This is a genomic window from Microvirga makkahensis (assembly GCF_009830105.1).
GTDB lineage: Bacteria > Pseudomonadota > Alphaproteobacteria > Rhizobiales > Beijerinckiaceae > Microvirga > Microvirga makkahensis.
Window position 1 is genome coordinate 151,083 of record NZ_WURB01000006.1, and the last position, 24,737, is coordinate 175,819.

General features: G+C 66.1%; 28 protein-coding genes and 1 pseudogene. 21 read left to right on the plus strand and 8 right to left on the minus strand.

Translation table 11 applies throughout. The features are described from left to right. The first annotated feature begins 1 nt into the window (after window position 1). The 6 genes from GR328_RS10875 to GR328_RS10900 all read left to right on the plus strand — a co-directional run bounded on the left by GR328_RS10875 (window position 2) and on the right by GR328_RS10900 (window position 7,895). Complete coding sequence (locus GR328_RS10875) at window positions 2-1,552, plus strand: helicase HerA domain-containing protein (protein WP_160884548.1); 1,551 nt, start codon at window positions 2-4, stop codon at window positions 1,550-1,552. Window positions 1,553-1,624: 72 nt separating this feature from the next. Then, window positions 1,625-3,061, plus strand: coding sequence for a M20 family metallopeptidase (locus GR328_RS10880; protein ID WP_160884549.1), 1,437 nt, complete (start codon window positions 1,625-1,627; stop codon window positions 3,059-3,061). Between the two features lie 241 nt (window positions 3,062-3,302). Further along, the gene (locus tag GR328_RS10885) at window positions 3,303-4,247 is read left to right on the plus strand and encodes a ring-cleaving dioxygenase (protein WP_160884550.1); all 945 of its coding nucleotides are present in this window, start codon (window positions 3,303-3,305) and stop codon (window positions 4,245-4,247) included. A gap of 240 nt (window positions 4,248-4,487) precedes the next feature. Continuing rightward, the gene (locus GR328_RS10890; protein ID WP_160884551.1) at window positions 4,488-5,012 is read left to right on the plus strand and encodes a putative pterin-binding protein; all 525 of its coding nucleotides are present in this window, start codon (window positions 4,488-4,490) and stop codon (window positions 5,010-5,012) included. Window positions 5,013-5,042: 30 nt separating this feature from the next. Beyond that, window positions 5,043-7,502, plus strand: coding sequence for a putative bifunctional diguanylate cyclase/phosphodiesterase (locus tag GR328_RS10895; RefSeq protein ID WP_160884552.1), 2,460 nt, complete (start codon window positions 5,043-5,045; stop codon window positions 7,500-7,502). A 3-nt stretch (window positions 7,503-7,505) separates the two neighbouring features. Further along, on the plus strand, window positions 7,506-7,895 hold the full coding sequence (locus GR328_RS10900; RefSeq protein WP_160884553.1) for a 6-pyruvoyl trahydropterin synthase family protein: 390 nt from the start codon (window positions 7,506-7,508) through the stop codon (window positions 7,893-7,895). Window positions 7,896-7,955: 60 nt separating this feature from the next. Here GR328_RS10900 and GR328_RS10905 read toward each other — a convergent pair whose 3' ends face one another. Then, window positions 7,956-8,777 carry a MipA/OmpV family protein gene (locus tag GR328_RS10905; protein WP_160884554.1) on the minus strand — a complete coding sequence of 274 codons (822 nt, stop codon included), beginning with the start codon at window positions 8,775-8,777 and terminating at the stop codon, window positions 7,956-7,958. 150 nt (window positions 8,778-8,927) lie between these two features. Between GR328_RS10905 and GR328_RS27290 the strand changes: the two genes are divergently transcribed. From GR328_RS27290 to GR328_RS10915, 3 genes and pseudogenes are all read left to right on the plus strand, one after another. Next, window positions 8,928-9,215: a host attachment protein gene (locus GR328_RS27290; protein ID WP_246215803.1), complete on the plus strand. Its 288-nt coding sequence runs from the start codon at window positions 8,928-8,930 to the stop codon at window positions 9,213-9,215. Further along, window positions 9,110-9,370 (plus strand): annotated as a pseudogene (locus tag GR328_RS10910) (host attachment protein); the annotation flags it as partial. The gene GR328_RS27290 and the pseudogene GR328_RS10910, both read left to right, overlap by 106 nt. A gap of 95 nt (window positions 9,371-9,465) precedes the next feature. Next, the gene (locus GR328_RS10915; RefSeq protein WP_160884555.1) at window positions 9,466-9,669 is read left to right on the plus strand and encodes a hypothetical protein; all 204 of its coding nucleotides are present in this window, start codon (window positions 9,466-9,468) and stop codon (window positions 9,667-9,669) included. Here GR328_RS10915 and GR328_RS10920 read toward each other — a convergent pair. The 4 genes from GR328_RS10920 to GR328_RS10935 all read right to left on the minus strand — a co-directional run bounded on the left by GR328_RS10920 (window position 9,666) and on the right by GR328_RS10935 (window position 13,157). Next, window positions 9,666-10,517, minus strand: coding sequence for a sulfite exporter TauE/SafE family protein (locus GR328_RS10920; protein ID WP_160884556.1), 852 nt, complete (start codon window positions 10,515-10,517; stop codon window positions 9,666-9,668). The two genes, GR328_RS10915 and GR328_RS10920, sit on opposite strands and share 4 nt — an antisense overlap. A 152-nt stretch (window positions 10,518-10,669) precedes the next feature. Next, on the minus strand, window positions 10,670-11,629 hold the full coding sequence (locus GR328_RS10925; RefSeq protein WP_160884557.1) for a Clp1/GlmU family protein: 960 nt from the start codon (window positions 11,627-11,629) through the stop codon (window positions 10,670-10,672). A gap of 16 nt (window positions 11,630-11,645) precedes the next feature. Continuing rightward, window positions 11,646-12,347, minus strand: coding sequence for an alpha/beta hydrolase (locus GR328_RS10930; protein WP_160884558.1), 702 nt, complete (start codon window positions 12,345-12,347; stop codon window positions 11,646-11,648). Window positions 12,348-12,575: 228 nt separating this feature from the next. Next, the gene (locus GR328_RS10935; RefSeq protein ID WP_205789904.1) at window positions 12,576-13,157 is read right to left on the minus strand and encodes a BON domain-containing protein; all 582 of its coding nucleotides are present in this window, start codon (window positions 13,155-13,157) and stop codon (window positions 12,576-12,578) included. A 60-nt stretch (window positions 13,158-13,217) separates the two neighbouring features. Between GR328_RS10935 and GR328_RS10940 the strand changes: the two genes are divergently transcribed. Both GR328_RS10940 and GR328_RS10945 read left to right on the plus strand, forming a co-directional pair. After that, window positions 13,218-13,490 (plus strand): HNH endonuclease, encoded by a 273-nt coding sequence (locus GR328_RS10940; RefSeq protein ID WP_160884560.1) that lies wholly within the window; start codon window positions 13,218-13,220, stop codon window positions 13,488-13,490. A gap of 68 nt (window positions 13,491-13,558) precedes the next feature. Next, window positions 13,559-13,738, plus strand: a complete 180-nt coding sequence (locus tag GR328_RS10945) for a hypothetical protein (protein ID WP_160884561.1) — start codon at window positions 13,559-13,561, stop codon at window positions 13,736-13,738. Between the two features lie 204 nt (window positions 13,739-13,942). Here GR328_RS10945 and GR328_RS10950 read toward each other — a convergent pair whose 3' ends face one another. Continuing rightward, window positions 13,943-15,028: a patatin-like phospholipase family protein gene (locus GR328_RS10950; protein WP_160884562.1), complete on the minus strand. Its 1,086-nt coding sequence runs from the start codon at window positions 15,026-15,028 to the stop codon at window positions 13,943-13,945. A 63-nt stretch (window positions 15,029-15,091) separates the two neighbouring features. Next, a complete protein-coding gene (locus tag GR328_RS10955; RefSeq protein ID WP_160884563.1) occupies window positions 15,092-15,796 on the minus strand; it encodes a winged helix-turn-helix transcriptional regulator in 705 nt (234 codons plus the stop codon). 57 nt (window positions 15,797-15,853) lie between these two features. Here GR328_RS10955 and GR328_RS10960 point away from each other — a divergent pair, with 57 nt between their 5' ends. The 3 genes from GR328_RS10960 to GR328_RS10970 all read left to right on the plus strand — a co-directional run bounded on the left by GR328_RS10960 (window position 15,854) and on the right by GR328_RS10970 (window position 17,240). Next, entirely contained in the window at window positions 15,854-16,285 is a 432-nt protein-coding gene (locus tag GR328_RS10960) for a VOC family protein (RefSeq protein WP_160884564.1), read from the plus strand. A 60-nt stretch (window positions 16,286-16,345) separates the two neighbouring features. After that, a complete protein-coding gene (locus GR328_RS10965) occupies window positions 16,346-16,768 on the plus strand; it encodes a YciI family protein (RefSeq protein ID WP_160884565.1) in 423 nt (140 codons plus the stop codon). Between the two features lie 154 nt (window positions 16,769-16,922). Further along, entirely contained in the window at window positions 16,923-17,240 is a 318-nt protein-coding gene (locus GR328_RS10970; RefSeq protein ID WP_281351942.1) for a DUF1428 domain-containing protein, read from the plus strand. On the opposite strand, the gene GR328_RS10975 is transcribed toward GR328_RS10970, so the two are convergent. After that, complete coding sequence (locus GR328_RS10975) at window positions 17,216-17,911, minus strand: GntR family transcriptional regulator (RefSeq protein WP_160884566.1); 696 nt, start codon at window positions 17,909-17,911, stop codon at window positions 17,216-17,218. The two genes, GR328_RS10970 and GR328_RS10975, sit on opposite strands and share 25 nt — an antisense overlap. Before the next feature lie 147 nt (window positions 17,912-18,058). On the opposite strand from GR328_RS10975, the gene GR328_RS10980 reads away from it, so the two are divergent. The 7 genes from GR328_RS10980 to GR328_RS11010 all read left to right on the plus strand — a co-directional run bounded on the left by GR328_RS10980 (window position 18,059) and on the right by GR328_RS11010 (window position 24,713). After that, the gene (locus GR328_RS10980; protein ID WP_160884567.1) at window positions 18,059-18,988 is read left to right on the plus strand and encodes a dihydrodipicolinate synthase family protein; all 930 of its coding nucleotides are present in this window, start codon (window positions 18,059-18,061) and stop codon (window positions 18,986-18,988) included. An 83-nt stretch (window positions 18,989-19,071) separates the two neighbouring features. Beyond that, window positions 19,072-20,094, plus strand: coding sequence for a 4-hydroxyproline epimerase (locus tag GR328_RS10985; RefSeq protein WP_160884568.1), 1,023 nt, complete (start codon window positions 19,072-19,074; stop codon window positions 20,092-20,094). A gap of 74 nt (window positions 20,095-20,168) precedes the next feature. Further along, on the plus strand, window positions 20,169-21,407 hold the full coding sequence (locus tag GR328_RS10990; protein ID WP_246215804.1) for an NAD(P)/FAD-dependent oxidoreductase: 1,239 nt from the start codon (window positions 20,169-20,171) through the stop codon (window positions 21,405-21,407). Between the two features lie 379 nt (window positions 21,408-21,786). Then, window positions 21,787-22,593, plus strand: a complete 807-nt coding sequence (locus GR328_RS10995; protein WP_160884569.1) for an ABC transporter substrate-binding protein — start codon at window positions 21,787-21,789, stop codon at window positions 22,591-22,593. 75 nt (window positions 22,594-22,668) lie between these two features. Then, window positions 22,669-23,334: an amino acid ABC transporter permease gene (locus GR328_RS11000; RefSeq protein WP_160884570.1), complete on the plus strand. Its 666-nt coding sequence runs from the start codon at window positions 22,669-22,671 to the stop codon at window positions 23,332-23,334. 10 nt (window positions 23,335-23,344) lie between these two features. Next, the gene (locus tag GR328_RS11005; protein WP_160884571.1) at window positions 23,345-23,998 is read left to right on the plus strand and encodes an amino acid ABC transporter permease; all 654 of its coding nucleotides are present in this window, start codon (window positions 23,345-23,347) and stop codon (window positions 23,996-23,998) included. Beyond that, entirely contained in the window at window positions 23,991-24,713 is a 723-nt protein-coding gene (locus tag GR328_RS11010) for an amino acid ABC transporter ATP-binding protein (protein ID WP_160884572.1), read from the plus strand. Before GR328_RS11005 ends, GR328_RS11010 begins: the two co-directional genes overlap by 8 nt. Window positions 24,714-24,737 lie beyond the last annotated feature (24 nt).

Below are 24,737 nucleotides of genomic sequence, written 5' to 3' on the forward strand. Positions count from 1 at the left end.
GATGAAGGTCGGCATCGACATGGGTGTGGTTTCCTCCACCCCCGGAGGACAGAGGGCTCAGCTCGATCTGGAGGAGCTTCTGGCGACGCGTCTGCTCGTCCAGGGCAATTCCGGTTCCGGCAAGTCCCACCTCCTGCGCCGCCTTCTCGAGCAGAGCGCGTCCCTCGTGCAGCAGGCCGTGATCGATCCGGAGGGCGATTTCGTCACCCTCGCCGACAAGTTCGGCCACGTGGTGGTGGACGCCTCCCGCAGCGAGGGCGACATCCAGCGCATCGCCGCCCGCGTGCGCCAGCACCGGGTCTCGGTGGTGCTTTCCCTGGAGGGCCTCGACGCCGAGGCGCAGATGCGCTGCGCGGCGGCCTTCCTCGGCGGCCTCTTCGACGCGGATCGCGACTTCTGGTACCCCATGCTCGTGGTGGTGGACGAGGCGCAGCTCTTCGCCCCCGCCGCCGCGGGGGAGGTCTCGGACGAGGCCCGGAAGGTCTCGCTCGGGGCCATGACCAACCTCATGTGCCGCGGCCGCAAGCGCGGGCTGGCGGGCATCATCGCGACCCAGCGCCTCGCGAAGCTCGCCAAGAACGTGGCGGCGGAAGCCTCCAACTTCCTCATGGGCCGCACCTTCCTCGACATCGACATGGCCCGCGCCGCCGATCTGCTGGGCATGGAGCGCCGCCAGGCCGAGATGTTCCGCGACCTCGAGCGCGGCCATTTCGTGGCGCTGGGCCCCGCCCTGTCGCGCCGCCCGCTGCCGATCCGCATCGGCGAGGTGGAGACCGCCGCCCGCTCGGGCTCCTTCAAGCTCATGCCGCTCCCCGAGCAGCCCAAGGAGGACGCGCGCGACCTCATCTTCAAGGCCGGGGAGGACGAGGTGGCCGCCCGCCCGGTCCTGCCGCGCCGCGCGCCGCCTCCGCCGCCCGCCCCCTCCACCAACGATCTTCTGGCCCAGCTCGCCCGGGCCCGCGCGGCGGCCGCCCCGGAGCCGCAGGCGGAGGAGCCCACCGAGGAAACCAGGGCCGAGCGCGAGGCCGCCCTCGACGCGATCCTGCGCGAGATCCTGGACGATCCCGAAGCGGCCTTCCGCTCCGTCGCCGTGCTCTACCAGGATTTCCTCGTGCGCTGCCGCATTCGCCGCGTGTCCGGCGAGCCCCTGACCCTCAACGCCTTCCGCCGCCGCCTCGCGGTGGCGCGGGCGGGCGTCGACACCGCCACGGCCGAGGGCACCGAATGGGACCGCGCGGTCGCCTTCGCGGGCGCCCTCGAGGAGGACATCCAGGGCGTCTATCTGCTGCTCGCCCGCGCCGCCATGGAAGGCTCGCCCTGCCCGCCCGACGGCGAGATCGCGCGCGCCTGCGGCAGCCGCTCGCCGGGCCGCGCGCGCCGCCTCATCGCCTATATGGAAACCCGCAACATCGTCGTGACCCGCAACGACCCGCGAGGGCTTCGCATCATTGCGCTCCCTGATCTCGGATGGGAGACGGGCCCGGGCGACCCGAACGCTTTCGAGGAGCCGGTGGCTTCGTCGGACACGCGGGATCTGTTTGCGACGGGGTAATGCGTCGCATCGCGGCTTCCGTGTCGTTGCCCGCAGGTCTAGAAGACTGCGAAACCATCAACAGAGAGCCCCATGCAGAACGATTCCCTGAGCCTCGATGAAATCGTCCGTCGCGTGAATGCGAAGGCCGCCGATTACTGCGCCTTGAGCGACCGCATCTGGGCGATGCCGGAGCTGGCCTTCGAAGAGCACCGGTCGGTCGCCGAGCAGATCGCCATGCTGGAGCGCGAGGGCTTTCGCATCACCAGGAATGTCGGCGGCATGGCGACGGCTTTCGTCGCGGAATACGGCAAGGGCGGTCCCGTTGTCGGGATCCTCGGCGAGTTCGACGCGCTGCCGGATCTCGCGCAGGTATCGGGCGTGACCGAGCATAAGCCGACCGCGAAGGGCGCGCCCGGCCACGGCTGCGGGCACAATCTCCTCGGCTCCGCTTCGGCGCTCGCCGCCGTGGCGCTCAAGGATGCGCTTGCAGCGGAAGGGATCGCCGGCACCGTGCGCTATTACGGCTGCCCCGCGGAGGAGAGCGGCTCGGGCAAGACCTTCATGGCACGGGCAGGTCTCTTCGACGATCTCGACGCCGCCTTCTGCTGGCATCCGAGCGTGGTCAACGAGGTGCAGACCACATCCTCGCTCGCCTGCATCCAGGCTTACTTTCGCTTCACGGGCCGCGCCGCGCACGCGGCGGCGGCCCCTCATGTGGGCCGCAGTGCGTTGGACGCGGTGGAGCTGATGAACGTGGGCGTGAACTACCTGCGCGAGCACATGCCCTCCGACGCGCGCGTGCATTATGCCATCACCAACACGGGCGGCGATGCGCCGAACGTGGTGCAGGCCTATGCGGAATCGCTCTACCTCGTGCGCTCTCCGCATCTGCCCGACGCGGAGCGTCTGTTCGAGCGCGTGAAGAAAATCGCCGAAGGCGCGGCCCTGATGACCGAAACGTCCTTCACCGTGCAGATCACCGACGCGACCTCGAACGTGTTGCCCAACACGGTGCTGCAGGAGGTCATGTACGAGAACATGAAGCGCCTCGGCGGCCCGGGCTTCGACGAGACGGATCGTGCCTTCGCCGCTGAGCTCCAGAAAAACGCCCTCACCCGTGAAGAAATCCTGGCCAGCGTCGCGCCGCACGACCGCTCCCTGGCCAACCAGGTGCTGCACGACGGATTGCTCGCGATGCCGACTCGCGAGGAAGTCTCCATGGGCACCACCGACGTGGGCGACGTGAGCTGGATCGTGCCGACGGTGCAGTGCCACACGGCGTGCTTCGCCATCGGAACCCCGTTTCACACCTGGCAGCTCGTCACGCAGGGCAACCTGCCCGCCGCCCACAAGGGCATGGTGCTCGCAGCAAAAGCCATGGCCACCACGGCTGCCGATTGCCTGCGCAACCCGGACATCGTCGTCCGCGCGAAGGCGGAGCTGAAGGAGCGCACCGGCGGCCGTTCCTATGTCTGCCCCATCCCGCCGGAGGTGACCCCGGACGACCTGCGCGCGAAGGCGGCCTGAACCCGTGCTCTTCGCCATCACCGGCTTGTGCCGGTGATGGCGACGGTGTGAGACGCCGCGCCCCTTCGATCGGGATGGCCGGGCTGATCCCCGGATCAAGTCGGGGGACGGCCATGACGAGGACGATCATGGCCTGCGACCCGCCGACCTTGCGCCCAGGCAAAGCTCCCTTGGCGCTTGAACGGGTCGCGGAGCGCCGCTCCAGGCCCTATCTTCGGGTCGACATCCATGGAGCAATCCCATGAAGCTGACCGGCATCCACCATCTCACCGCCGTCACCGCCGACGCGTCCGGCAACCACGCCTTCTACACGCAGGCCCTCGGCCTGCGGCTCGTGAAGAAGACCGTGAACCAGGACGACGTGAGCGCCTACCACCTGTTCTACGCCGACGGCAGGGCCACGCCCGGCACGGACATCACATTCTTCGACTGGCCTGTGGCGCGGGAGCGGCGGGGCACCCACAGCATCACCCGCACGGGCCTCCGCGTGAACGGCGAAAAGGCGCTGCAATGGTGGAAGGACCGCCTCACCTCCCTCGCAGTCACGCATCAGCCGATCACCGAGCGCGATGGGCGGCTCGTCCTGGATTTCGAGGATTTCGAAGGGCAGCGCCTCAGCCTCGTCGATGACGCGGGAAGAGGAGAGGCGCATTCTTGGGAGCGCAGCCCCGTGCCGGCGGAGCACCAGATCCGGGGCCTGGGGCCCATCACCATCAGCGTGCCTCGGCTCGAGCGCACCGCCCGCGTGCTGACGGAGGTCATGGACATGCGCGCTGCCCGCGAGTACCGCATCGGCGACACGCCCGTCCATGTGTTCGAGATGGGCGAGGGCGGGCCGGCCGCCGAGCTGCATGTGGCCGTGGAGCCGCATCTGGACATGGCCCAGCCCGGCGCGGGCGGCGTGCATCACGTGGCCTTCCGCACGCCCGACGAGCGGACCTATCAGGAGTGCTGGGAGCGCCTCCAGACCCTGCGCGCCCCGTCGAGCGGTCCCATCGACCGATATTATTTCCGCAGCCTCTATTTCCGCGAGCCCAACGGCATCCTGTTCGAGATCGCCACCGATGGCCCCGGCTTCGCCACGGACGAGCCCATGGACAGGCTCGGCGAAAGCCTCGCCCTGCCGCCCTTCCTGGAGCCGCGACGGGCCGAGATCGAGGCGGGCCTCAAGCCGCTCAAGGCTTGACCTTTCTGGAATTCCCCCATCGGTTCCGGAACCGGGCCGCCTCATGGAAGCAGGCGGCCCGGGAGGATGCTTTCGGGCGGAGAGAATTCAGATCGGGACAAGACAAGCGTGAAGATGCCGGCGAAGACTTCGTCATACATAATAACGTATCCAATGCCATGCCGACCGTCGTTTCGAAAAATATGATTTTACCAGTCCGTCGATATAAGTGTAACTACTGGTCACTATAGTGGGCTGGCGATGTCTATCTTCAAAACAAAAATCCTTCTTCTCGGTGTGTTCCTCGCACTTTCGACCTGGAATGGGACGGCAGTTGCGAGAGCGACGGCGCTCGCGATGCCGAAAGACCGGCCAGTGCTCACCGTCTCGGGCAAGATCGCGGTGACCAACAAGGGCGATGCCGCCGAGTTCGACCGGACCATGCTGGAAGCCCTGGGCATGGAATCCTTCACGACCTCGACCCCCTGGTATTCGGGCCCGACGACCTTCGAAGGGGTCCCGATGGCCAAGCTCCTGGATCGGCTTGGGGCATCGGGCGAGCACCTGATGGTGATGGCGCTGAACGACTACAGCAGCGACATTCCCGTCTCTGACGTCAGGAAATACAAGGTCCTGCTCGCGCTCAAGGTGAACGGCGAGTACATCTCCGTGCGCGACAAGGGGCCTCTCTTCATCATTTATCCCTTCGACACGGATCCCGAGCTGCAGCACCAGACCTATTACGGCCGGTCGGTGTGGCAGGTATTCAAGATCATCGTGAAATAAAACGCCCCCGAGCGCCCCGGAGAATATCGTTTGTCGCTGCGCACGCTCAAACTGATGCTTGCCGTCGTCATCGTCGGCTTCATCGTGTCCGCAGCCTATATCTCGATCCTTATCGTCGAGCGCCAGAACGCTCTCAAGCACGTCGCGCGCTACAACACCCCCTGGCACGCGGCGCAGGCCGTGCACGAGTTCACGCGGCTCGAGCAGCGCCTGAGCGCGTTCGCGGCTCAGGATCCTGCCGTCGACAAGGATGAGGTCGGCCTGCGTTACGACATCATCGTGAGCCGGAAGAACCTTCTGCTGGCGGGCGACTTCCGCGAATTTCTCCATTCGGCTCCCGAATGGCTCGCCGTCGTCCAGGAGCTCGACAAGGCGCTGAAGGACATCCAGCCGCATATCGAGCGCCTGGAGCAGCCCGGTTCCGCGATGGCGGCGCTCAAGGTGCTGGAGCCGCTCGAGACCAAGCTCGCAGGGCTCGCCGCCGCCGCCAACCATTACGGAGGCCAGCGCGCCGAGCAGGACCAGCATGAACTGATCCGGCTTCACTGGATGTTCTCGAGTCTGGCGGCCGGTCTGATCGTGTTCGGCCTGTTCCTGCTGGCGCTGCTGGGATGGCACAACAGATTGCTGGAGCGGGCGCACGGGGAGTTGCGGCTTTACGCGGACAACTTCGAGAACATCTCCGCAAAGCTGGAGAAGACCAACAAGGCCCTCAGCCTCGCCTACGAGGAACTCCGTCTCCGCAATGAGGCGCTGCAGATGCAGGAGCACGAGCTCAGGACGCAGAACGAACGCTTCGACGCCGCGCTCAACAACATGTCACATGGCTTGTGCATGGTCGACGATTCCGAGCGCATCATCGTCTTCAATGCCCGCTTCGCGGAGCTCTTCGGCATCGACAGGACCGTTCAACCCGGCGTGACGATCAGCAACCTGATCGATCAGGCGGCGAGCCAGAACTGCAGGGGGGCGGGACCACTTCGCGAGATCCTGGCCGGACAGCAGGAGCTCATGCGCAAACGCCAGCAATTCGCCTTCATCCACGAAGAAGCCGACGGGCAGACCTTCGCCATCTCGCACAAGCCCATGTCGAACGGCGGCTGGGTGGCGACCTACGAGGACATCACGGAACGCCGGCAGGCCGAGTCGCAGATCGCCTACATGGCCCATCACGATGCGCTCACCGATCTCGCCAACCGGGTGCTCTTCCGGCAGCAATTGGAGCATGCTCTCGAAGAGACCGGGCGCGAGCGGCTGAAGATGGCGATCCTCTGCCTCGACCTCGACCGCTTCAAAGATGTGAACGACTCCCTCGGCCACGAGACGGGCGATGCCCTTCTCAAGCTCGTGGCCGACCGCCTGCGCAGCTGCATTCGCCAGCAGGACGTGGTTGCCCGCCTCGGCGGCGACGAGTTCGCCATCCTGCAGCTCGCCGTCGACGATTCGCAGGATTGCGCAGCCCTCGCATCACGCATCGTCGAGGCCGTGAGCAGGCCCTACGACCTCGAGGGGCAGGAGATCGTGATCGGCACCAGCATCGGCATCGCCGTCGCCTCCGAGGGCAACCTGTCGCCCGATCAGCTCCTCAAGCAGGCCGATCTCGCCCTCTATCGCGCCAAGGCCGACGGGCGGGCGACCTACCGCTTCTTCGAGCCGGAGATGGACGCGGAGCTGCAGGCCCGCCGCTCTCTGGAGATCGATCTGCGCAAGGCGCTCGCGAACCGCGAGTTCGAGCTGTACTTCCAGCCGCAGGTCAACGTGCGCGCCAACGAGATCGGAGGCTATGAGGCGCTGGTGCGCTGGCGGCATCCCGAACGCGGCATGATCTCGCCCGGCGAGTTCATTCCGGTCGCCGAAGATATCGGCCTGATCTCGTCCTTGGGCGATTGGGTGCTGGAGCAGGCCTGCATGACCGCCTCCACATGGCCCAAGGGAATTAAGGTCGCGGTCAATCTCTCGCCCGTGCAGTTCAGGAACAAGACGCTCGTGCAGAGCGTGAGCCGTGCCCTGGCGCGCTCCGACTTGGCCCCGGACCGGCTGGAGCTCGAAATCACCGAATCCGTTCTGCTGCAGGACAACAACCTGACCGTCGCGACCCTGCACCAGCTGCGCCGCATGGGCGTGCGCATCGCCATGGACGATTTCGGAACAGGCTATTCCTCCCTCAGCTATCTGCGCAGCTTTCCCTTCGACAAGATCAAGATCGATCAGAGCTTCGTGCGCGAGCTTTCCTCGCGGGCCGATTGCCTGGCCATCGTCCGCTCGATTGCGGGGCTCGGCGCGAGCCTCGGCATGTCAACCGTCGCCGAAGGCGTCGAAACGGAGGATCAGTTCCTCCAGATCACGGCAGCCGGATGCACCGAGGTGCAGGGCTATTACTTCGACCAGCCCAAACCGGCCTCCGAACTCGTTCACACGCTCACGCCGGGGCGGTGGAGAGTGGAAGCCCCCTGGCGCGAGCGGTCAATCTCACCATCAGCTGGAGCATGATCGATGAAGACCTACTGCGAATTCACGTTCGAGGCCGCCCATTCGGTGCATCCCTATTCGGGACTCCATGGGCATACCTTCGTTGCGCGGCTGACCTTCGGCGGTCCGGTGGACGAGGTCTATGGATGGCCGGTCAATCTCTACGACGTCGAGAACTACATCGCGGAGCTGAAGGGGAATCACGGAACGGGTCTCGATCACGCGAACCTCGATCTCAAGCAGGACGAGATCGGTCTCGCATCGCTCGAGAACATCACCACCTATATCTGGCGCAAGGTGAAGGAGCGTTTCCCGAACCTCGAGGAAGTCGAACTCAAGCGCGGCATGGCCGGCTCGTCGGAAGGCTGCATCTATCGCGGCGAGACGGTCCGATCGGCGGATCTCGCCGCCTGAGGTCCCGGCAAGGAGACGGCGCGCGAGGTTCCCCGGAGCTTCAGGCGCCGTACCTTCGTCTCACCGTCCGATGCCGAAGGAATAGGAAGCGGTGAGACCCAAGCCGACCTGATTCTCCGAGCCGAAGGTCCGGACGATCGGACTGTCCGCCGCGTCGCCCACCAAGCGCCTGTAGGACACGAAAGCCGTCGTCGTCCATTGCTCCGACCAGACGTAGGATGCGCTCGCGGTGGCGCCGACCGAGGTGATGCCTCCGGAGGGGCGATAGGCCTCCACCTGCCCGTTCAGGGCGGCTTCCTCGGGCGTCACGCCGAAATAGGTGCGCGTGAATTCGCTGTCGCCGAGCGACAGGCGCGGTCCCGCCGAAAGTGTGAAGGCGCCGAAGGTCTGCACCGCGTCGAGGCCGAGATCGGCCACGAAGCCGTCATGTCCGTTGATGCCGTGACGGATTTCGGCGCGGGCGCGCAGGAAGTCCACGGGCCAGTATTCCACGAACAGACCGGGTTCGACCGCCCACTTGATCTTGTTCAGGCCGAGAAGCCGCCTGTCGTCCTCCAGGTAGCGTCCTCCCACGAATCGGCCGACCGCGCCGAAGCGAAGGGTCGAATCGTCGAGGAACGAGAAGCTCAGCCCGTCGTCGGGAGCGCTGAAGCGCTCCACCGTTCCCGCGCGGCGCAGGCTGAAGGACGGATAGCCGATGAAGCTCAGATCGTCCGCACCCGGATAGGTGGGCTGCGCACGCAGGTTGCCCTTGAGGGTCACGATCCAGCCGGACGGGCTCTCGGGCAGGATCGTGAAGACGGGATCCGCGGCCTGAGCCGAAATCGACGCCGTGCCCGTGATAAACAATGTGGCAAATGCGAGAGGTTTCGGGAAGCGCATGGTTCGTCACCGGGTCAGCGTGAGCGGGGCAACCGTCCTGACGGCAAATGCCGGAGAGGTCAAGCCGCCAGATGCCGGCGGCCATGATTCGATCAAGGCCCGCCGAACGCCCGGCATGCAGGACTTGCCCCGGTTACGAAGAGTATGGCCGTGAGCCAGAATCTCAAGCCTCCTTATGACGGCCTGGTTTTCCTCAGCGATGGGCGCAAGGCGTTCCTTCTGAAGAACGAGGAAGACGATGTCTTCTCGAATCTTCAGGTCGAGCGTGTGATTCAGGCCGAGGAGAATCCGCCGACCCGCCAGCAGGGAGCCGACAAGCCGGGGTTCGCGGCGAGCGGCATACCACCGCACGGACCGTCTGGAACGGGCAGGCCGAGCGCAACTTCGCCACAGAAGTCGCTGATGCGATCAATCTCGCCGGGGCCGCTGCGGCCGTGAAGGCTCTCGTGCCGGCCGCGCCGCCACGCACCCTCGCGCGGCTGCGCACGCACTTCTCGGATGCGGTGCGGCAGAAGATCCTCGCCGCGGTGAACAAGGGCCTGACGAACCGGCCGGTCTTCGATATCGAGCAATATCTGACCTCCCGCGCCTGAGGCGCGGAGCCGGGGCATGCCGGACGGCAGTCCCGCCTCAGAACTTTTCATCGGTTCCGACGGTTGTTGGGTGAGATGATGAGGAGAAGGCTCTCTTGCCCCCGACCGTCAGCAGCCGCCCGCAGCCCGACGAATTCTACCCCAAGCCGCCTCCGACGGAGCCGGTTCCAGGCATGCCGACGCCGCCCGAAACGCCCGAGCCGCCGGAAGCTCCGAGCATTCCATCCTCCATCCCCGAGCAGCCGCCGGAGCCGGACAGGCCGGTCATCCATCCGACGCCCCAGCCGGAAGTGCCCTAGACGAGAAGGCTCGCGGCGAAGCGCGCGCAGACGATCAGCAGGAAGATGCCGAGGGCCATCTCCAGCCTGCGCTTGGAGAGCCTGTGCGCCAGACGCGCTCCGACCGGGGCCATCCAGGAACTGGTGGGAATGAAGAGCAGGAGCCCGACAAGGGACACATAGCCCAGCGCCAGGGGCGGCCGGAAGGCGACCACCTCGGGATACTCCGCCATATACGGCCAGCCGGCATAGACGTAGCCGAGCGCGCCGGGGATCGAGATCAGGACGCCGAGGCCCGAGGAGGTCGCTACGGCCTGATGGATGGGACGGCTGTAGAAGGTCATGAACAGATTCGAAAGCATGCCGCCGCCGATGCCCATGAGGGCCGAGAGAATGCCGATGAGCCCGCCACAGGCCACCATGGCGGCCTTGCCCGGCATGTCGAGGCCGAGCCGCCAGGTCTCCCTGCCGAAGAGCATGCGGATGGCCGAGAAGCCCGCCACGATCACGAACACCGCCTTGAACAGGTCCGCCGGCGCGAAGCGCGCGATCACGCTGCCGATCACCACGCCCAGCACCACCGGCACGGCCCAGACCCTCAGGATCGACATGTCGACCACGCCCTTGGCCCGGTGCGCATTGAAGGAGCGGACCGAGGTCGGGATGATGATGGCCAGCGACGTGCCCACGCTGAGCGGCATGCGCACCTCCTCCGGCACCTCGAGGAGGCGGAACAGCTCGTAGAGGATCGGCACCGCCACCGCGCCGCCGCCGACGCCGAACACACCCGCCAGCAGGCCGGTGATGGCTCCCGCCGCGAGGAGCGCCACGACAAGCCAGACCAGATCGTAAGCAGGGATGCCGAACATGAGAGAATCACCGGACAACGGGCAGGAGAAGGACGTTTCGAGGCGCGGCCCCGTTCTTGCTAGCGCATCGTGCGGAAAAGTGGACCCGTTTTTCCGCATGATGCTCTAAAGCAAGGTTTCAGCCATGGGAATCCGCCCGGAGCCGTCTCCGCTCACGGGGGATCGTCTCTTGTCTTTGGTCGGCCGCATTGTTTAGCGGCTCCCGGGAGGGCGCATTCGTTCTTGGATCCTTTCCCAGCCCGCCTGCGGATCTCCGAAAAATGTTCGTCGAGGCAAAGCGAACCGGGCGTGATCCGATGGATCGGGGTCTCCACGACGGGAGTCAGGATCCTCAGCGGACCGCCGGCTTCTCCCTCCGCGAGGATTCCGAGCCCGAGATCCCGGCCCTGCGCGTCGGACAGTCCGAGCAGGAGGCCCAGGGTCGGAGACCCGGCCTGAAGGTCGGGGGCAAGACGGCGATCGAGGACGACCGCGGAGGCGTGCCGGAAATAGCCCCGAAAAGCCTCGCGTCGGAGGGTCCGCCGTTCTCCGTCCGTCTTGCGCCGGGCGCAAGGGGAGGAAGGGAGATGCAGGATCGCGATGTCAGGGTGCTCGCCGGTCAGTGCCCCGATGTCGGGGACCGCGCCGAGGACGATCAGCAGGTCGGGTCGGATGGCCTCGAGCTTGGCGGCCTTCAGCCTCCGCCCGGGGCCCGACACGAGCCCGCTGGTATTGACGATCCTGATCGCCGCATCGGTCCGCGCGAGGAGGCGATGCACGCCGTCGAGAAGCGGCTTCCAGCCGAGAACGGGATCGGTCGTTCCGACGAAGGCGAGGGACGGTCCGTTCGCATCGCACATGGTGACGCAGGCCGGAGGGCCGACGGTCTTCTGGCCGAGATCCGTGTCGATCAAGGCCGCCTTCAATCCGGCCCGGGCCGCCGCCGTGAAAAGGAAACGGGCCAGCGTGCTCTTGCCGCTGTCCGCCGGACCGATCACGCATACGGTTCGGATCGCGCCACCTTCGATCCGGCGCGCAGCCTCGACCCATTCCGACGGCACATGCAGGTCCGGCAGCGTCTCCACGAAGGGCGCCAGAGCATCGGAGGATCCTTCGGGAGGAGCCGGGTCCACTTTCTCGCACGGCGCCCTAGCCGAGGAAGCGGTCGATCGAGCGCCCGACCATCTCCGTCGGAACCACATGGCCCCCGTCGAACTCCCGGTACTCCACGTCATAGCCCGCATTCTCCAGGGCGGGCACGATGCGGCGGCTGCAGGGATCGATGGGCAGCACCTCGTCGCGGACGCCGTGGGAAATGAAGATCCTGGGCGTATCGCCGGTCCGCGTCGGCGCCATGAAGCCCGGTGAGAAGGCCAGGACGTGGTCGAAGAGTTCCCCGTTGATGATGCCGAGAGAGAGCGCATAGGAGGCTCCGTCCGAGAAGCCCGAGACGGCGATCCGCGCGGGATCGACGGGATGCATGCGGAAGACTTTCCGAAGAGCCTCGTCGATGAAGGCCACGTCCGGCCCGTACCCGCCGCGGATCACATCCCAGGTCTGGCCACGCGATTCGGGCCCGAGAACGATGATGCCCCGCGCTGCGGCCGCAGGGCCGAGCAGGTCCAGCATCTGCGAGGCGATGCCGCCCGCGCCATGAAGCCCCACGATCAGCGGCGCGGGTCTGGTCGGGTCGAGTCCCGGCGGAATGAACACGATGCCGTCCCGCTCCCGACCGAGTTCGAGCGCGTGGTGGCCCGACGGGGTGCTGGCCGGGGCAACGATCGTCTCGGGTCTCGCGCTGAGGCGGCCCGACACGTGGGCAGATGAAGGAGCAGATGAAGGACTTGCCATGCTGCGCGATCCCTTCCGAGTGCGCGCCAACGCCGGACGGCGGGCGATGTTCCCGCAATCCTCGGGAGGGAGGGCGTTCTCAGGGGCGGCTGGTCAGAGCAGGCGCTGCGCGGGGCGGGCTGCATTGCGATTCATCCCGATCCGGAGGATCCGCCGAGGAATCGCGACCGCTCGCCTCTTGCGGCTTCGGAGAATCTCCACCAGGGCGCTCCGGCGCAGACCGTGCGGTCACGAGGCGCTGCTTTCCACCCGCAGATTGTTCTGCACGTGCCGCACGCCCGAGGCGAGTTCCGCGAGGTCTTCGGCGCGGCGCTTGAGGCCGCGGCTCGCCACCGTGCCGGAGAGCGTCACCTCGCCCTCCTTCACGGTCACCTCCACGTTCGAGGCATCGATGAAGCGGTCTTCCGTCAGGCGTTCGCACACGTCCTCGTGGATGCGATCGTCGGAGCGCCTGTAGCCCTTCGGGCCGCGTCCGCGATGGGGACCGGACATGTCGCGCCCCGCATCTCGCCCCGCATCTCGTCCCGCATCTCGTCCCATGCCGCGCGCATCGGGATCGTTCGGGTCGCGGTCGCCGAGTGCGCCGAGCCCCGAGCGGTGACGGGCATAGTTGGGAGCGAATCCTTCATCGTCGCGAGGACCGCCGCGACCGTCGTCGATCACGCCTCCGGAGAACTCGTTGGCGTCGCTGCCGTAGCCGCCCGGATATTCCCGGCCCTCGCCCCGGAAGCCGACGGCGCCGTTCGGCACGTCGCCGTAGCCGTTGTCGTCCCTGGTGGGGTTCCGATTCCTGCGGCGGGTGTCTACCATGGCTTGAGCTCCTGTTCTGTGCCAAGGGCAACAACCCGATCTCCGCCAGGTTCCCATCTCATGAAGGCCGCGCAACGCATCAAGCTGTTCGAGACGATTTTCGCGCGCGATGGCGGGCGGTGCGTCTATTGCGGGGTGAAGACGCACCGCCTGGCCAGGGGCCTGAGCCGCTCGCCGAACCTGGCGACGCTCGATCACGTGGTGCCCCGCTCCCGAGGCGGACCGCTGAATCCCGCCAATCTCGTGCTCGCCTGCCAGGCCTGCAACAACCGGCGCGGCGTGATGGACGCGGAGGAATTCCGCGCTCTCAGGAAGGGCGGGCCGTCACGCTGATGGTGGAACGCTCGCTCCCGGCCGGACGTTCGGCACGCAGAGAGATATTCCGGACGAAGGAGTGAGCCATGAACCTCGAAGACAAGGTGCGCGAGGCGATCGTCGCCGAATTGCGGCGGCAGGCGGAGGCGGGAGGCCAGGGCCTGCGGGTCGATGCGAAAGAGGCCGAGATGATGACGATCGAGGGGCGCGTGAACCTCGACGAGCTGGCGATGGCAGTCGTCGGCTCGCTCGCGGGCGGGCCTTAAAACATCGGACGCGAAAAGCGGACTTGTCCGTTGAGGCGCTCATCCGGTGCGCCGGGACCTCACCCGCCATGGCGTCCCGCTGTCATGACCGTCCCGGTCGGAAGAGCGCCGCGCCTCGGCACATCGGGATCACCGGCACGAGGCCGGTGACGACGTGGGAGGCGTGAGCGAGCGGAAAACCGGGGGCTCCATTCGCACGATGCGCTAGGCGCTCGTGCGGGCGCCCGTCTCGGCCGATGCCGCGGCCCGATGCGGATCGAGCCTGACCACCTCGAACCGTTTTGCCTCGCGCCCTGGATCGGCAAGCTGTGCGAGCGCATGCTCCATGTCGCGTGACCCGGCCGCCCAGCGATCCCGGAGCGAGGCGGGCGAGTAATCGAACGTTTTTCCGGCACGCTCGTCGCTCCCCGACTGATAGGCGAGATGCAGGAGCGTGACGAAGGGGCCGTCCGGCTCGATCCGTTCGCGAAGGCCGTATTCCCGCTGCAGCGCGCGAATGCTGCGCCGGGAGGAACTCGCGAAGATCAGGTCGTTCGCCCGCTCGGCGCTGACGTCGAGGGATGCCGGGCGCGAAGCCTTCAGGCTGAAAAGCTCGATTGCGATGCAGAGCGTGTCTTCGTCGGGTGGTACCGCGAGCGCGACGTCCACCGGCATGTTGTTGACGAAGCCCGGGTCGCACAGAAGGCGCCCGCCGATCTCCACCGGCGGAAAGACCGGCAGGATGGCCGAGGTAGCCAGGAGATGATCGGGCCCGATCTCCTCACGTTCCGTATCGAAGAGGATCTCGTCGCCCGTCTCGACATCGACGCAGACGGCGGTGAAGCGGATGCCACCCCGGTTCAGCCTCGCGAAATCGATCAGCCGCTCCAGGGTCTCCCGCAGCGGCCTGTGATCGTAGAGCGCCACGTCGCTCGGCATCCAGGGCAGCATGGAGAGCACGCCCGGAAAGCGATGCCCGAAGAGGCCGGGCCGTCCGAGCAGAAGGGCGAGCGCCGTGTGAGTCTCGTTGTAGGCGTGCCTCATCGACGAGTCGCGGCCGAGCGCGAAGCCGGAATGAATCGTCGCCCGCTCCCAGAATTCCCTGAGGCGAGGCACGCGTTCCTCGGGCGCATTGCCGGCGATGATCGCTCCCGTGATCGCCCCGATGGAGGCGCCGACGATCCAGCGCGGCTCGACATCCCGTTGCTGCAGATGCCCGTAGGCGCCGGCGAGATAGGAGCCGAGGGCATTGCCGCCGCCGAGAACCAGCACGACCGGCCGGTTCTTTTCCGGAAGGGACGAAGGGGACATTGTCACCGCCCTGATGGGAGATGGCGGGGAACGCGTGCTTTCTCCCGTTGGTTCCGGTCGTCCTCAGGCGGGGAGAGACGCTTTCGGCGGAAGCGGGAACAGGCGCACGAATCGCTCCGCCAGGATCCTGTCGCCTTCCACCTTGAGCGCGCCCGCGCTCTCCAGGGCCTCCAGCGGCTGACCGCCGTAGATCGCGCCCGCGATGGCGGGCGGCGTCCCGGTGAAGATCAGGTCCGCGCCGTCCACCGGCCCGCGCGCGATTTCGATCCGGCCCTCGGCCAGGCGCGCCAGGAAGGTCTCGGTGTCGCTCAGGCGAAAGCCGATCCTGGCATCGAGCCCCGCGGCCTGCTTCCCGTCCAGCATCGTCCGCAGCGACAGCATGAGGGAGGCGGCGCTGAAGGGCAGGGTGGGGTCGTGCAGGGGCGAGCGGGCCGCCCACCGGCCGAGCGCCTGAAAGATCGGCTCGCTCTCGTAACCCCACTCCGTCAGCTCGTAGACCTGGGCGGCGGCGGGGGGCGGCAGCTTGCGGCGGGTGAGGACGCCGGCTTCCTCCAGCCCTTCGAGGCGCTGGGTGAGAACGTTGGCGCTGATGCCGGGCAGGCTCTCGCGCAGGTCGCTGAAGCGCTTGGGCCCCAGCATGAGCTCGCGCATGACCAGCAGGGCCCAGCGCTCGCCGACGAGATCGAGCGCGTGGGCGGCCGCGCAGGCGTCCTCGTAATGGCGCCTCGACCGGGTCCGGGAGTTATTAGTTATTTTTTCTAACTTCATAGTTGCTTTTTATAACTTCGTCTGGAATCAATGTCAAAACCAGAAGGAGAGAAAGCCATGCCGAAGCTCATTTTCGTCAACCTGCCCGTCGCCGATCTCGATCGGGCCAATGCGTTCTACGAGGCCATCGGAGCCGTCAAGAACCCGCAATTCAGCGATCACACCGCCACCTGCATGGTCATCTCCGAGACCATCCACGTGATGCTGCTGACCCACGACAAGTTCCGCCAGTTCACGCCCAGGAGAATCGCTGACGCCCGCGAGACGACCGAGGTTCTCATCTGTCTGTCGGCCGAAAGCCGCGACGAGGTCGACGCCACGGTGGCGAAGGCTGGAGCCGCGGGCGGACGGGCCGATCCCGGCGCGAAGCAGGATTACGGCTTCATGTACGGCCGCAGCTTCGAGGATCCGGACGGTCACATCTGGGAAGTGATGTGGATGGACGTGGAGGCGGCCACGGCCGCCATGGCCGACACGGCGAATGCCTGATCGTCGGCCGCCCGGAGCAGAGGCCCATGAGGCCCGCGCGAAACAGAGGGAGAGAGGGCGATGCGTGTGATGGTTCTGGTGAAGGCGACGAAGGACAGCGAAGCGGGCCTCATGCCCTCGACCGAGCTCCTCGAAGCCATGGGCAAGTACAACGAGGAGCTGATCGATGCCGGCATCATGCTGGCCGGCGAGGGCCTGAGGCCGTCGTCCCAAGGCAAGCGCGTGGCCTTCGACGGCCCGCGCCGCACGGTCGTCGACGGTCCGTTCGCCGAGACGCACGAACTGGTCGCCGGCTTCTGGCTCTGGCAGGTGAAGGATATGGCCGAGGCGGTCGAGTGGGTGAAGCGCTGCCCCAACCCGATGCCGGGACCCAGTGAGATCGAGATCCGCCCGCTGTTCGAGACGGCCGATTTCGGCGAGGCCCTGACGCCGGAAATCGCCGCACAGGAAGAGCGAATCCGCGAACGATTGTCCGGCCGCTGAGACCCGGCCGGCCGCCGCGCAGGCCGCGCCGATCTTCAGGGAGCACGGGCGCTGCCGTCGTCGGATGCTGGGGCGACGACATCCCGGACGGAGAGGCCACCGACTTCAGGAAAGCCGTGAAGCGGAGGGAGCGGAGAACGTGGCCTTCTCCTGAATGGTCTGGCCCTCGAAGGAGGCCCGCGACGAGGGCAGCAAGAAGGTCATGGCGGATCCGCGGCCGAACGGGGCCGGGACGCCGTTCGACGGCAAGCGCATGTTCTGGGGTGGCTTCCGGATTCTTCTCGAGACGGAGGAAGAGCGATGTCCGGGATCCCGCGAAGGTTCGCCGGGCGACCGAGGCGATGCTGACGATGGTCAAGCTCGATATCGGCGGGCTCGAGAAGGCGTATCGGGGACGGTCGGCGGCCTGAGCCCTGTCGGAGGCAGCCGTCGGCCCGCGACCGGCGGCTACTTCTTCGCGCCTATCGTCTGATGCTTTTCCAGGTAGCTGCGCAGGGATTCCCCCGCGCCCTCGATATGCTTCCTCAGGAGCGCGCAGGCGGCCCCGATCTTGCCTTGGGTGCACAATTCGAGAATTTCCGCATGCTCGGCGGCGGCGCGCTCCACGCCCTGCGTGAGCGAGAGCTGAAGGCGCGTATGCCTGTCGCTCTCCTGCAGAAGGTTCGCCACGACGGCGAGTGAACGCGGCTGCCTGGCATGTTGGTAGAGCACCATGTGGAACTCGGTGTTCAGCTCGCCCCAGCGGCTGATATGCATGGCGCGCAGCTCCGAGCTGTATTCCTGCAGGATTCCGTTCAGCCGCTCGTAATCCGCCTCCGTCAGACGAGGCGCCGAGGCCTCGAGCAGGCGCGGTTCGAGCAGAGATCTGAGGTCGAACAGCTCGTCGATCTCCTCGGTCGAGAGCTCCGAGACGATGGCGCCCCGGTGGGGGTGGATCTTCACCAGCCCCTCCGCTTCCAGCTGCATGAGAGCCTCCCGCACCGGAATACGGCTGACGCCGAACTCCGCGGCCAGCGCGTCCTGCCGCAGCTGGAAGCCCGAGCCGAACTCCCCGTTCACGATCCGACGGCGCAACTCCTCCGCGACGGCCGAGGAAATGGTCCTGTGCTGAAGGGACTTCTGGGCGGGTCTGGAGGGCGGCATGGGCTCTATGGTCTCGGTTGCGAGGAAGACAGGAAGCTTATCTTATAACTCTGTAGCCGAACGGCCAGGGACCCGGCTTGACATCGGAGATTTTATACAATCTACATTGACGGAGTTCAACGCCTCATCGCAGGAGCTAAGAGCACAATGGCGAAGACAATCGGCTGGGAAGGCGTCTTTCCCGCAGTGACCACCCAGTTCAAGCCGAACTACGAACTGGATATCGAGGCCACCGCCAAGGTCATGGAAGGCCTGATCCGCGACGGCGTCTCCGGCCTGATCGTCTGCGGCACCGTCGGCGAGAACACCTCCCTGTCCCGCTCGGAGAAGGTCGCCGTCATGGAGGCGGCGAAGGACGTGTCCCGGGGCCGCGTACCCGTCATTGCGGGCGTCGCCGAGTTCACGACGGCCTTCGCGTCCGAAGTCGCCAAGGAAGCCGCGCGCGTGGGCCTCGACGGCGTCATGGTCATGCCGGCGCTGGTCTATTCCTCGAAGCCGCACGAGACGGCCGCTCACTTCCGCGGCGTCTCCAAGGCCACCGACCTGCCGGTGATGGTCTACAACAACCCGCCGATCTACAAGAACGACGTCACCCCCGAGATCCTGGCCTCGCTCGCCGATTGCGAGACCATCGTGTGCTTCAAGGACTCCTCCGGCGATACCCGTCGCTTCACGGACGTGAAGAACATGGTGGGCGACCGCTTCGTGATGTTCGCCGGCCTCGACGACGTGGTGGTGGAGAGCGTCATGCTCGGCGCCGCCGGCTGGATCTCCGGCATGTCGAACGCCTTCCCGCAGGAGGGCGAGACCCTGTTCCGCCTCGCCAAGGCCGGCCGCTACGAGGAGGCCCGCGCGCTCTACGAATGGTTCATGCCGCTGCTGCATCTTGATGCCCGTCCCGACCTCGTCCAATGCATCAAGCTCTGCGAGGAGATCATGGGCCGCGGCTCCTCCCTGACCCGTCCGCCGCGTCTCGCCCTCGAGGGCAAGGATCGCGCCTATGTGGAGGAGATCATGGCGAAGGCGCTGCAGAACCGCCCGGCGCTTCCCGATGTGGGATTGAAGCCCGCGGCCTGATACGATGGCGGCGGAGGAGACGAGGTCTCCTCCGCCTCATTCATTCCCGTTCACGACAAGTTTTCGATCCCGAGAGCGAAGCCATGGCGCGCCACACCTTTTTCTGCATCGACGGTCACACCTGCGGCAACCCGGTCCGCGTGGTGGGCGGCGGCAGCATCCCCCAGCTCAAGGGGGAGACGATGTTCGAACGGCGCCAGCATTTCCTGGCGGAGTTCGACTGGATCCGCACCGGATTGATGTTCGAGCCGCGCGGCCACGACATGATGTCCGGCTCGATCCTCTACCCTCCGACGCGCCCCGATTGCGATGTGGGCATTCTCTTCATCGAGACCTCCGGCTGCCTGCCCATGTGCGGCCACGGCACCATCGGCACGGTGACGATCGCCCTGGAGAACGGCCTGATCCATCCGAAGACGCCCGGTCTTCTCCGTCTCGACACGCCCGCCGGCGTGGTCGAGGCCCGCTACGAGCAGAACGGTCCGTTCATCGAGCGCGTGCGCATCACCAACATTCCTTCGTTCCTCTATGGCACCGGCTACGAGGTCGAGGTCGAGGGCCTCGGGCATCTTACGGTCGACGTGGCCTATGGCGGCAACTTCTATGCCATCGTCGAACCCCAGACGCTCTATTCTGATCTCGCCGATGTGAATCCGTCCGACATCCTGCGCTGGAGCCCGAAGCTGCGCGAGGCCTTCAATGCGCGCTACCGGATCGCGCATCCCGAGAATCCCGACATCAACCGTCTGACGCATGTTCTGTGGACCGGCAAGGCGCAGACGCCCGGCGGCACGGCGCGCAACGCCGTGTTCTACGGCGACAAGGCCATCGACCGCTCACCCTGCGGCACGGGAACCTCCGCCCGCATGGCGCATCTCGCCGCGCGCGGCGCCCTGAAGGAGGGTGACGCCTTCGTGCACGAGAGCATCATCGGCTCCACCTTCACCGGCCGCATCGAAGGCCGCGCGAGGGTGGGCGACCGGGATGCGATCATCCCCTCCATCGAGGGCTGGGCGCGGGTGACCGGCTTCAACACCATCGTCATCGACGACCGCGATCCGTTCGCCCACGGATTCCAGGTGGTCGACCAGGCGCGATCCGCTTAGCCCGAGCGGGATCTTCATGGGCGGGCCGCATGCGGGCCGCCCAAGTCCGTGATGCTTCTTCCACGACAGGTTTCATGATGCGGATTGCGATCGTTGGTGCAGGTATCGTCGGTCTCGCGGCCGCCCATGCGCTTCTCGACAAGGGGCACGAGGTGACCCTCGTCGATCCCGGCAACAATCAGCAGCGCCCCACGGAGGGCAATGCGGGCTGGATCGCCCACATGGACGTAATGCCGCTCGCATCGCCGAAGGCGTGGAGGCATCTTCCCCGCTGGATGATGGACCCGCTCGGGCCGCTCACCATCAGGCCGTCCTATCTTCCCGCACTGGCGCCATGGCTGGTGCGCTTCGTGCTGGCCTCGTCCCCGGCGCGCATCAAGTCCAGCATCGCGGCCATTCGCTCGCTCAACGCCCAGGCTCTTCCGTCCTGGAAGGAACGCCTGTCCTCGCTCGGGCTCGAGGGCCATCTTCGCGAGAGGGGGATCCTGTCCGTCTGGCGGGACCGCGACCATTTCCTGCAAGCCCAGGACATCATCGCCAGGCAGAGGGATTTCGGCATTCCGCTGGACGTTCTCGGTCCGCGGGAACTCGCCGATCTGGAGCCCGCACTTCACAACATCGAGGCGGCCGTTCTCTATACGGAGGGCTGCCATGTCTCCGATCCCGCGCTCCTGGCCGCCGATCTGCTGCGGCTCGCCGTCGAGCGCGGCGCCGCGCGCATCGAGGGCAAGGCCCTCTCGGTCCAGCCTTCGAGCGACGCCGTTCACGTTCACACGGACGGCGCGGTGAAGGACGTGGCGGCCGACCGCGTTCTGCTCTCCGCCGGCGTCTGGTCCCGCGCGCTGGCCAGACAGCTCGGCGACACCATCCCGCTCGATACGGAGCGCGGCTACAATGCCACCTATGCGAAAGGCGTTTTCGGCCTTAACCGCCCGGTCATGTTCGAAGGCGAGGGGTTCGTCGCCTCGCCCCTCGATACCGGCGACCGGGTCGGCGGCGCCGTGGAGTTCGCGGGAACGCAGGCGCCGCCCAACCATGAGCGCACCTCCGCCATGATCACGCGCCTCAAGCGCTTCCTGCCGCACCTCGACGCGGAGCAGCCGGCCAGGCGCTGGATGGGATTCAGGCCGTCGATTCCGGATTCTCTTCCCGTGATCGGGCCGTCGTCGCGGGACGGGCGCGTGATCTATGCGTTCGGTCACGGCCATCATGGCCTCACGCAGGCGGCCATCACGTCGCGCCTCGTCCGCGAGTTGGTCGAGGGCGCGCCCGCTTCTCTCGACCTGAAGCCGTTCTCGGCTCAGCGCTTCTAGCGCATCGTGCGGACCCGAAGGGCCGCGTCGGCGAAAAGTGGGCCCGGTTTTTCATTCACGTGGCCCTTCGGGTCGCACCGAAGATGCGCTCTTCGGAGGGAGGAGTATCGGATCCTCATGGTGAGGCGAACAAGGAGGCGCTGGCATCAAGGCGTTTGCAACGGTCATGAATGCCGTGGGTCCTGCGCGGAAAAGGGCGACGAACCCCTCGTCAGCGCCGGAAGCCCAGCGTAACCAGATACTACGCAGAAGCGCTCAGACCTTAGACGAAATGCAGAAAATTTAATATTGCAAATTGTATCCAATATGCAGATTGTGCGTCTGCTGATCTCGGGCGGAACCGCCGGGCTCGGACATGGAAACAACCAGAGGACCAACGATGAAACTGAGGACAGTAGCGGCCACACTTCTTCTCGGCATGATCGCCGCCATGCCGGCCAAGGCGGACAAGCTCGACGACATCATCGCCTCCGGCGTGCTGCGCTGCGCCGTGACCCTCGACTTCCCGCCCATGGGATCGCGCAATGAAAAGAACGAGCCCATCGGCTTCGACGTGGACACCTGCCACGATCTCGCGAAGGCTCTCGGCGTGAAGGCCGAGATCGTCGAAACGCCTTTCCCCGACCGCATCCCGGCGCTCGTCTCGGATCGCGCGGATGTGGGCGTCGCCTCGACCTCGGATACGCTGGAGCGCGCCAAGACCGTCGGTTTCTCCATTCCGTACTTCGCCTTCAAGATGGTCGTCCTCACGAGGGACGACACGGGCATCGACTCCTATGAGAGCCTGAAGGGCAAGAAGACCGGCTCGACCGCCGGCACCTTCGAAGCGATCGCGCTCGAGAAGGACGTGAAGGCTTGGGGCGGCGGCTCGTTCCGTCCGTACCAGACCCAGGCCGACGTGTTCCTCGCGCTCTCGCAGGGGCAGATCGACGCGACGGTCGTGACCAACACCGTGGCGCATTCCGTCGCCAAGTCCGGCAAGTACAAGGGCTTCGTGGTCAAGGGCGATGCCCCGTATGTCACGGACTACGTCTCGCTCATCGGCCTGCGCCAGGAGCAGGGTCTTCTCAACTATCTCAACCTCTTCGTGAACCAGCAGGTCCGCACGGGCCGCTACAAGGAGCTGTTCGAGAAATGGGTCGGCGGCGAGGCTCCCGACCTGACCGTGAAGGGCGTCTACTACTGATCGAAGCGAATCGGAGCGCGGGCGGCATTCGCCCGCGCTCCTCCTGACGGTTGCAACGTCCTCGGGCACGCCTTCATGCTGAATTACACATTTCATTGGCGTCCGGCTCTGAACGCTCTGCCGGACATGCTGTCCGGCGCGCTGGTGTCGCTCCAGATCGCCGTGCTGTCGATGGTGATCGGCGTCGTCTTCGCCGTGTTCCTGGCGCTGGGCCGCCAGTCGAGCAACAAGCTGTTTTATGGCTTCTCGACCGGCTGGGTGGAGCTGGCGCGCAACACGCCTGCCCTGTTCCAGGTCTACATGACCTACTTCGGCCTGGGCTCCTTCGGCATCCAGCTCGATTCCTACGTGGCGCTCCTGGCGGGCATCGCGTTCAACAACGCGGGCTATCTGGCGGAAACCTTCCGCGGCGGCCTGCGCGCCATCCCGCATACCCAGACGCGTGCCGCCCGCTCGCTCGGCATGAGCGCGCCGCAGGCGTTTCGCCTCATCGTCCTGCCGCAGATGTTCAGAATCGTGTTCTATCCCATGTCCAACCAGATGGTCTGGGCGCTCCTGATGACCTCGCTCGGAGTCACGGTGGGCCTGAACACGGATCTCACGGGCGTCACGCAGGATCTCAACGTGCGCACGTTCCGGACCTTCGAGTATTTCGCCCTCGCGGCCGTCATCTACTACCTGCTGGCCAAGCTCATCACCCTCTCGTCGCGCCTCTTCGCCTGGCGCCTGTTCCGGTACTGAGGAGACGGCGATGTTCGAGACAAGCCTCACCTGGAACGACGTCCTCTTCCTTCTTCAGGGAGCGGGAACGACGCTCGCCATCACCTTCTGGGCCGTCCTGGGCGGCACCGTTCTGGGCATGCTCTTCGGCCTCGTCCGCGCGTCCGCGCCGTGGTGGCTGAATCTGCCCGTCGGCTTCGTGCTGGACATCCTCCGCTCGGTTCCGCTCCTGATCCAGTTCGTGCTCGCCAACTCGTTCAAGTCCATCCTCAAGCTGAACATCTCGGCCTTCACGGTCGGTTGCGTGGTGCTTGCGCTCTACACGGCGGCCTATTGCGCGGAGATCGTGCGCGGCGGCATCCTGGCCGTTCCGCCCACTACGCGGCGGGCGGCCCGTTCGCTCGGCATGACCTACACCCAGGATCTGACGAACATCGTCTTCCCGATGGCGCTGCGCGTCGCGCTGCCGAGCTGGATCGGCCTCACGCTCGGCGTCATGAAGGATTCGGCGCTCGTTCTGTGGATCGGCATCGTCGAGTTGCTGCGGTCGTCTCAGATCATCGTGACCCGCATCCAGGAGCCGCTCTTCGTTCTTTCGATCGCAGGCCTGATTTACTTTCTCATGAGCTTCCCGATCGCCCGGCTCGGGGCGCGGCTCGAAAAGCGGTGGCGTGAAAATGATTGAGTTAAAGGACGTTCGTAAGTCTTTCGGAAGCCTCGAGGTGCTCAAGGGAGTCACCCTCACGGTTCAGAAGGGCGAAGTGCTTTCGGTGATCGGCGGCTCGGGCTCGGGCAAGTCCACCATGCTCATGTGCATCAACGGTCTCGAGCCGATTCAGGGCGGGCAGATCCTGGTCGACGGCATCGACGTCCATGCGCGCGGGACGGACCTCAACAAGCTCCGCCAAAGGATCGGCATCGTGTTCCAGCAATGGAACGCCTTTCCGCATCTCACCGTGCTCGAGAACGTGATGCTCGCGCCGCGCAAGGTCCTGGGCAAGAGCAAGCGCGAGGCGGAGGAGATCGCCGTCCGGCAGCTCACCCATGTGGGCCTCGGCGAGAAGCTGAAGGTCTATCCCTCCAAGCTCTCCGGCGGCCAGCAGCAGCGCATGGCCATTGCGCGTGCTCTCGCCATGCAGCCCGACTACATGCTCTTCGACGAGGTGACCTCCGCGCTCGATCCGCAACTCGTCGGCGAGGTGCTCGACACCCTGAAGATGCTCTCGGAGGAGGGCATGACGATGATCCTCGTGACCCACGAGATCCGCTTCGCACGCGACGTGTCCGACCGGGTGGCCTTCTTCCACAAGGGGCTGATCCACGAGATCGGCGCGCCCGAGCAGGTGATCGGAAACCCGCAGAAGCCCGAAACCATCGAGTTCCTGAAATCCGTTCTCTGACGGTGCGGGGTCCGGCCTCGCGTC

What these genes read in the sequence shown, in the direction of transcription:
- GR328_RS10875 (WP_160884548.1), top strand. Translation starts at nt 2, where the DNA reads ATGAAGGTCGGCATCGACATGGGTGTGGTTTCCTCCACCCCCGGAGGA.
- GR328_RS10880 (WP_160884549.1), top strand. Translation starts at nt 1,625, where the DNA reads ATGCAGAACGATTCCCTGAGCCTCGATGAAATCGTCCGTCGCGTGAAT.
- GR328_RS10885 (WP_160884550.1), top strand. Translation starts at nt 3,303, where the DNA reads ATGAAGCTGACCGGCATCCACCATCTCACCGCCGTCACCGCCGACGCG.
- GR328_RS10890 (WP_160884551.1), top strand. Translation starts at nt 4,488, where the DNA reads ATGTCTATCTTCAAAACAAAAATCCTTCTTCTCGGTGTGTTCCTCGCA.
- GR328_RS10900 (WP_160884553.1), top strand. Translation starts at nt 7,506, where the DNA reads ATGAAGACCTACTGCGAATTCACGTTCGAGGCCGCCCATTCGGTGCAT.
- GR328_RS10905 (WP_160884554.1), bottom strand. Translation starts at nt 8,777, where the DNA reads ATGCGCTTCCCGAAACCTCTCGCATTTGCCACATTGTTTATCACGGGC.
- GR328_RS10920 (WP_160884556.1), bottom strand. Translation starts at nt 10,517, where the DNA reads ATGTTCGGCATCCCTGCTTACGATCTGGTCTGGCTTGTCGTGGCGCTC.
- GR328_RS10930 (WP_160884558.1), bottom strand. Translation starts at nt 12,347, where the DNA reads ATGGCAAGTCCTTCATCTGCTCCTTCATCTGCCCACGTGTCGGGCCGC.
- GR328_RS10935 (WP_205789904.1), bottom strand. Translation starts at nt 13,157, where the DNA reads ATGGTAGACACCCGCCGCAGGAATCGGAACCCCACCAGGGACGACAAC.
- GR328_RS10940 (WP_160884560.1), top strand. Translation starts at nt 13,218, where the DNA reads ATGAAGGCCGCGCAACGCATCAAGCTGTTCGAGACGATTTTCGCGCGC.
- GR328_RS10945 (WP_160884561.1), top strand. Translation starts at nt 13,559, where the DNA reads ATGAACCTCGAAGACAAGGTGCGCGAGGCGATCGTCGCCGAATTGCGG.
- GR328_RS10950 (WP_160884562.1), bottom strand. Translation starts at nt 15,028, where the DNA reads ATGTCCCCTTCGTCCCTTCCGGAAAAGAACCGGCCGGTCGTGCTGGTT.
- GR328_RS10955 (WP_160884563.1), bottom strand. Translation starts at nt 15,796, where the DNA reads ATGAAGTTAGAAAAAATAACTAATAACTCCCGGACCCGGTCGAGGCGC.
- GR328_RS10960 (WP_160884564.1), top strand. Translation starts at nt 15,854, where the DNA reads ATGCCGAAGCTCATTTTCGTCAACCTGCCCGTCGCCGATCTCGATCGG.
- GR328_RS10965 (WP_160884565.1), top strand. Translation starts at nt 16,346, where the DNA reads ATGCGTGTGATGGTTCTGGTGAAGGCGACGAAGGACAGCGAAGCGGGC.
- GR328_RS10970 (WP_281351942.1), top strand. Translation starts at nt 16,923, where the DNA reads ATGGTCTGGCCCTCGAAGGAGGCCCGCGACGAGGGCAGCAAGAAGGTC.
- GR328_RS10975 (WP_160884566.1), bottom strand. Translation starts at nt 17,911, where the DNA reads ATGCCGCCCTCCAGACCCGCCCAGAAGTCCCTTCAGCACAGGACCATT.
- GR328_RS10980 (WP_160884567.1), top strand. Translation starts at nt 18,059, where the DNA reads ATGGCGAAGACAATCGGCTGGGAAGGCGTCTTTCCCGCAGTGACCACC.
- GR328_RS10985 (WP_160884568.1), top strand. Translation starts at nt 19,072, where the DNA reads ATGGCGCGCCACACCTTTTTCTGCATCGACGGTCACACCTGCGGCAAC.
- GR328_RS10990 (WP_246215804.1), top strand. Translation starts at nt 20,169, where the DNA reads ATGATGCGGATTGCGATCGTTGGTGCAGGTATCGTCGGTCTCGCGGCC.
- GR328_RS10995 (WP_160884569.1), top strand. Translation starts at nt 21,787, where the DNA reads ATGAAACTGAGGACAGTAGCGGCCACACTTCTTCTCGGCATGATCGCC.
- GR328_RS11000 (WP_160884570.1), top strand. Translation starts at nt 22,669, where the DNA reads ATGCTGAATTACACATTTCATTGGCGTCCGGCTCTGAACGCTCTGCCG.
- GR328_RS11005 (WP_160884571.1), top strand. Translation starts at nt 23,345, where the DNA reads ATGTTCGAGACAAGCCTCACCTGGAACGACGTCCTCTTCCTTCTTCAG.
- GR328_RS11010 (WP_160884572.1), top strand. Translation starts at nt 23,991, where the DNA reads ATGATTGAGTTAAAGGACGTTCGTAAGTCTTTCGGAAGCCTCGAGGTG.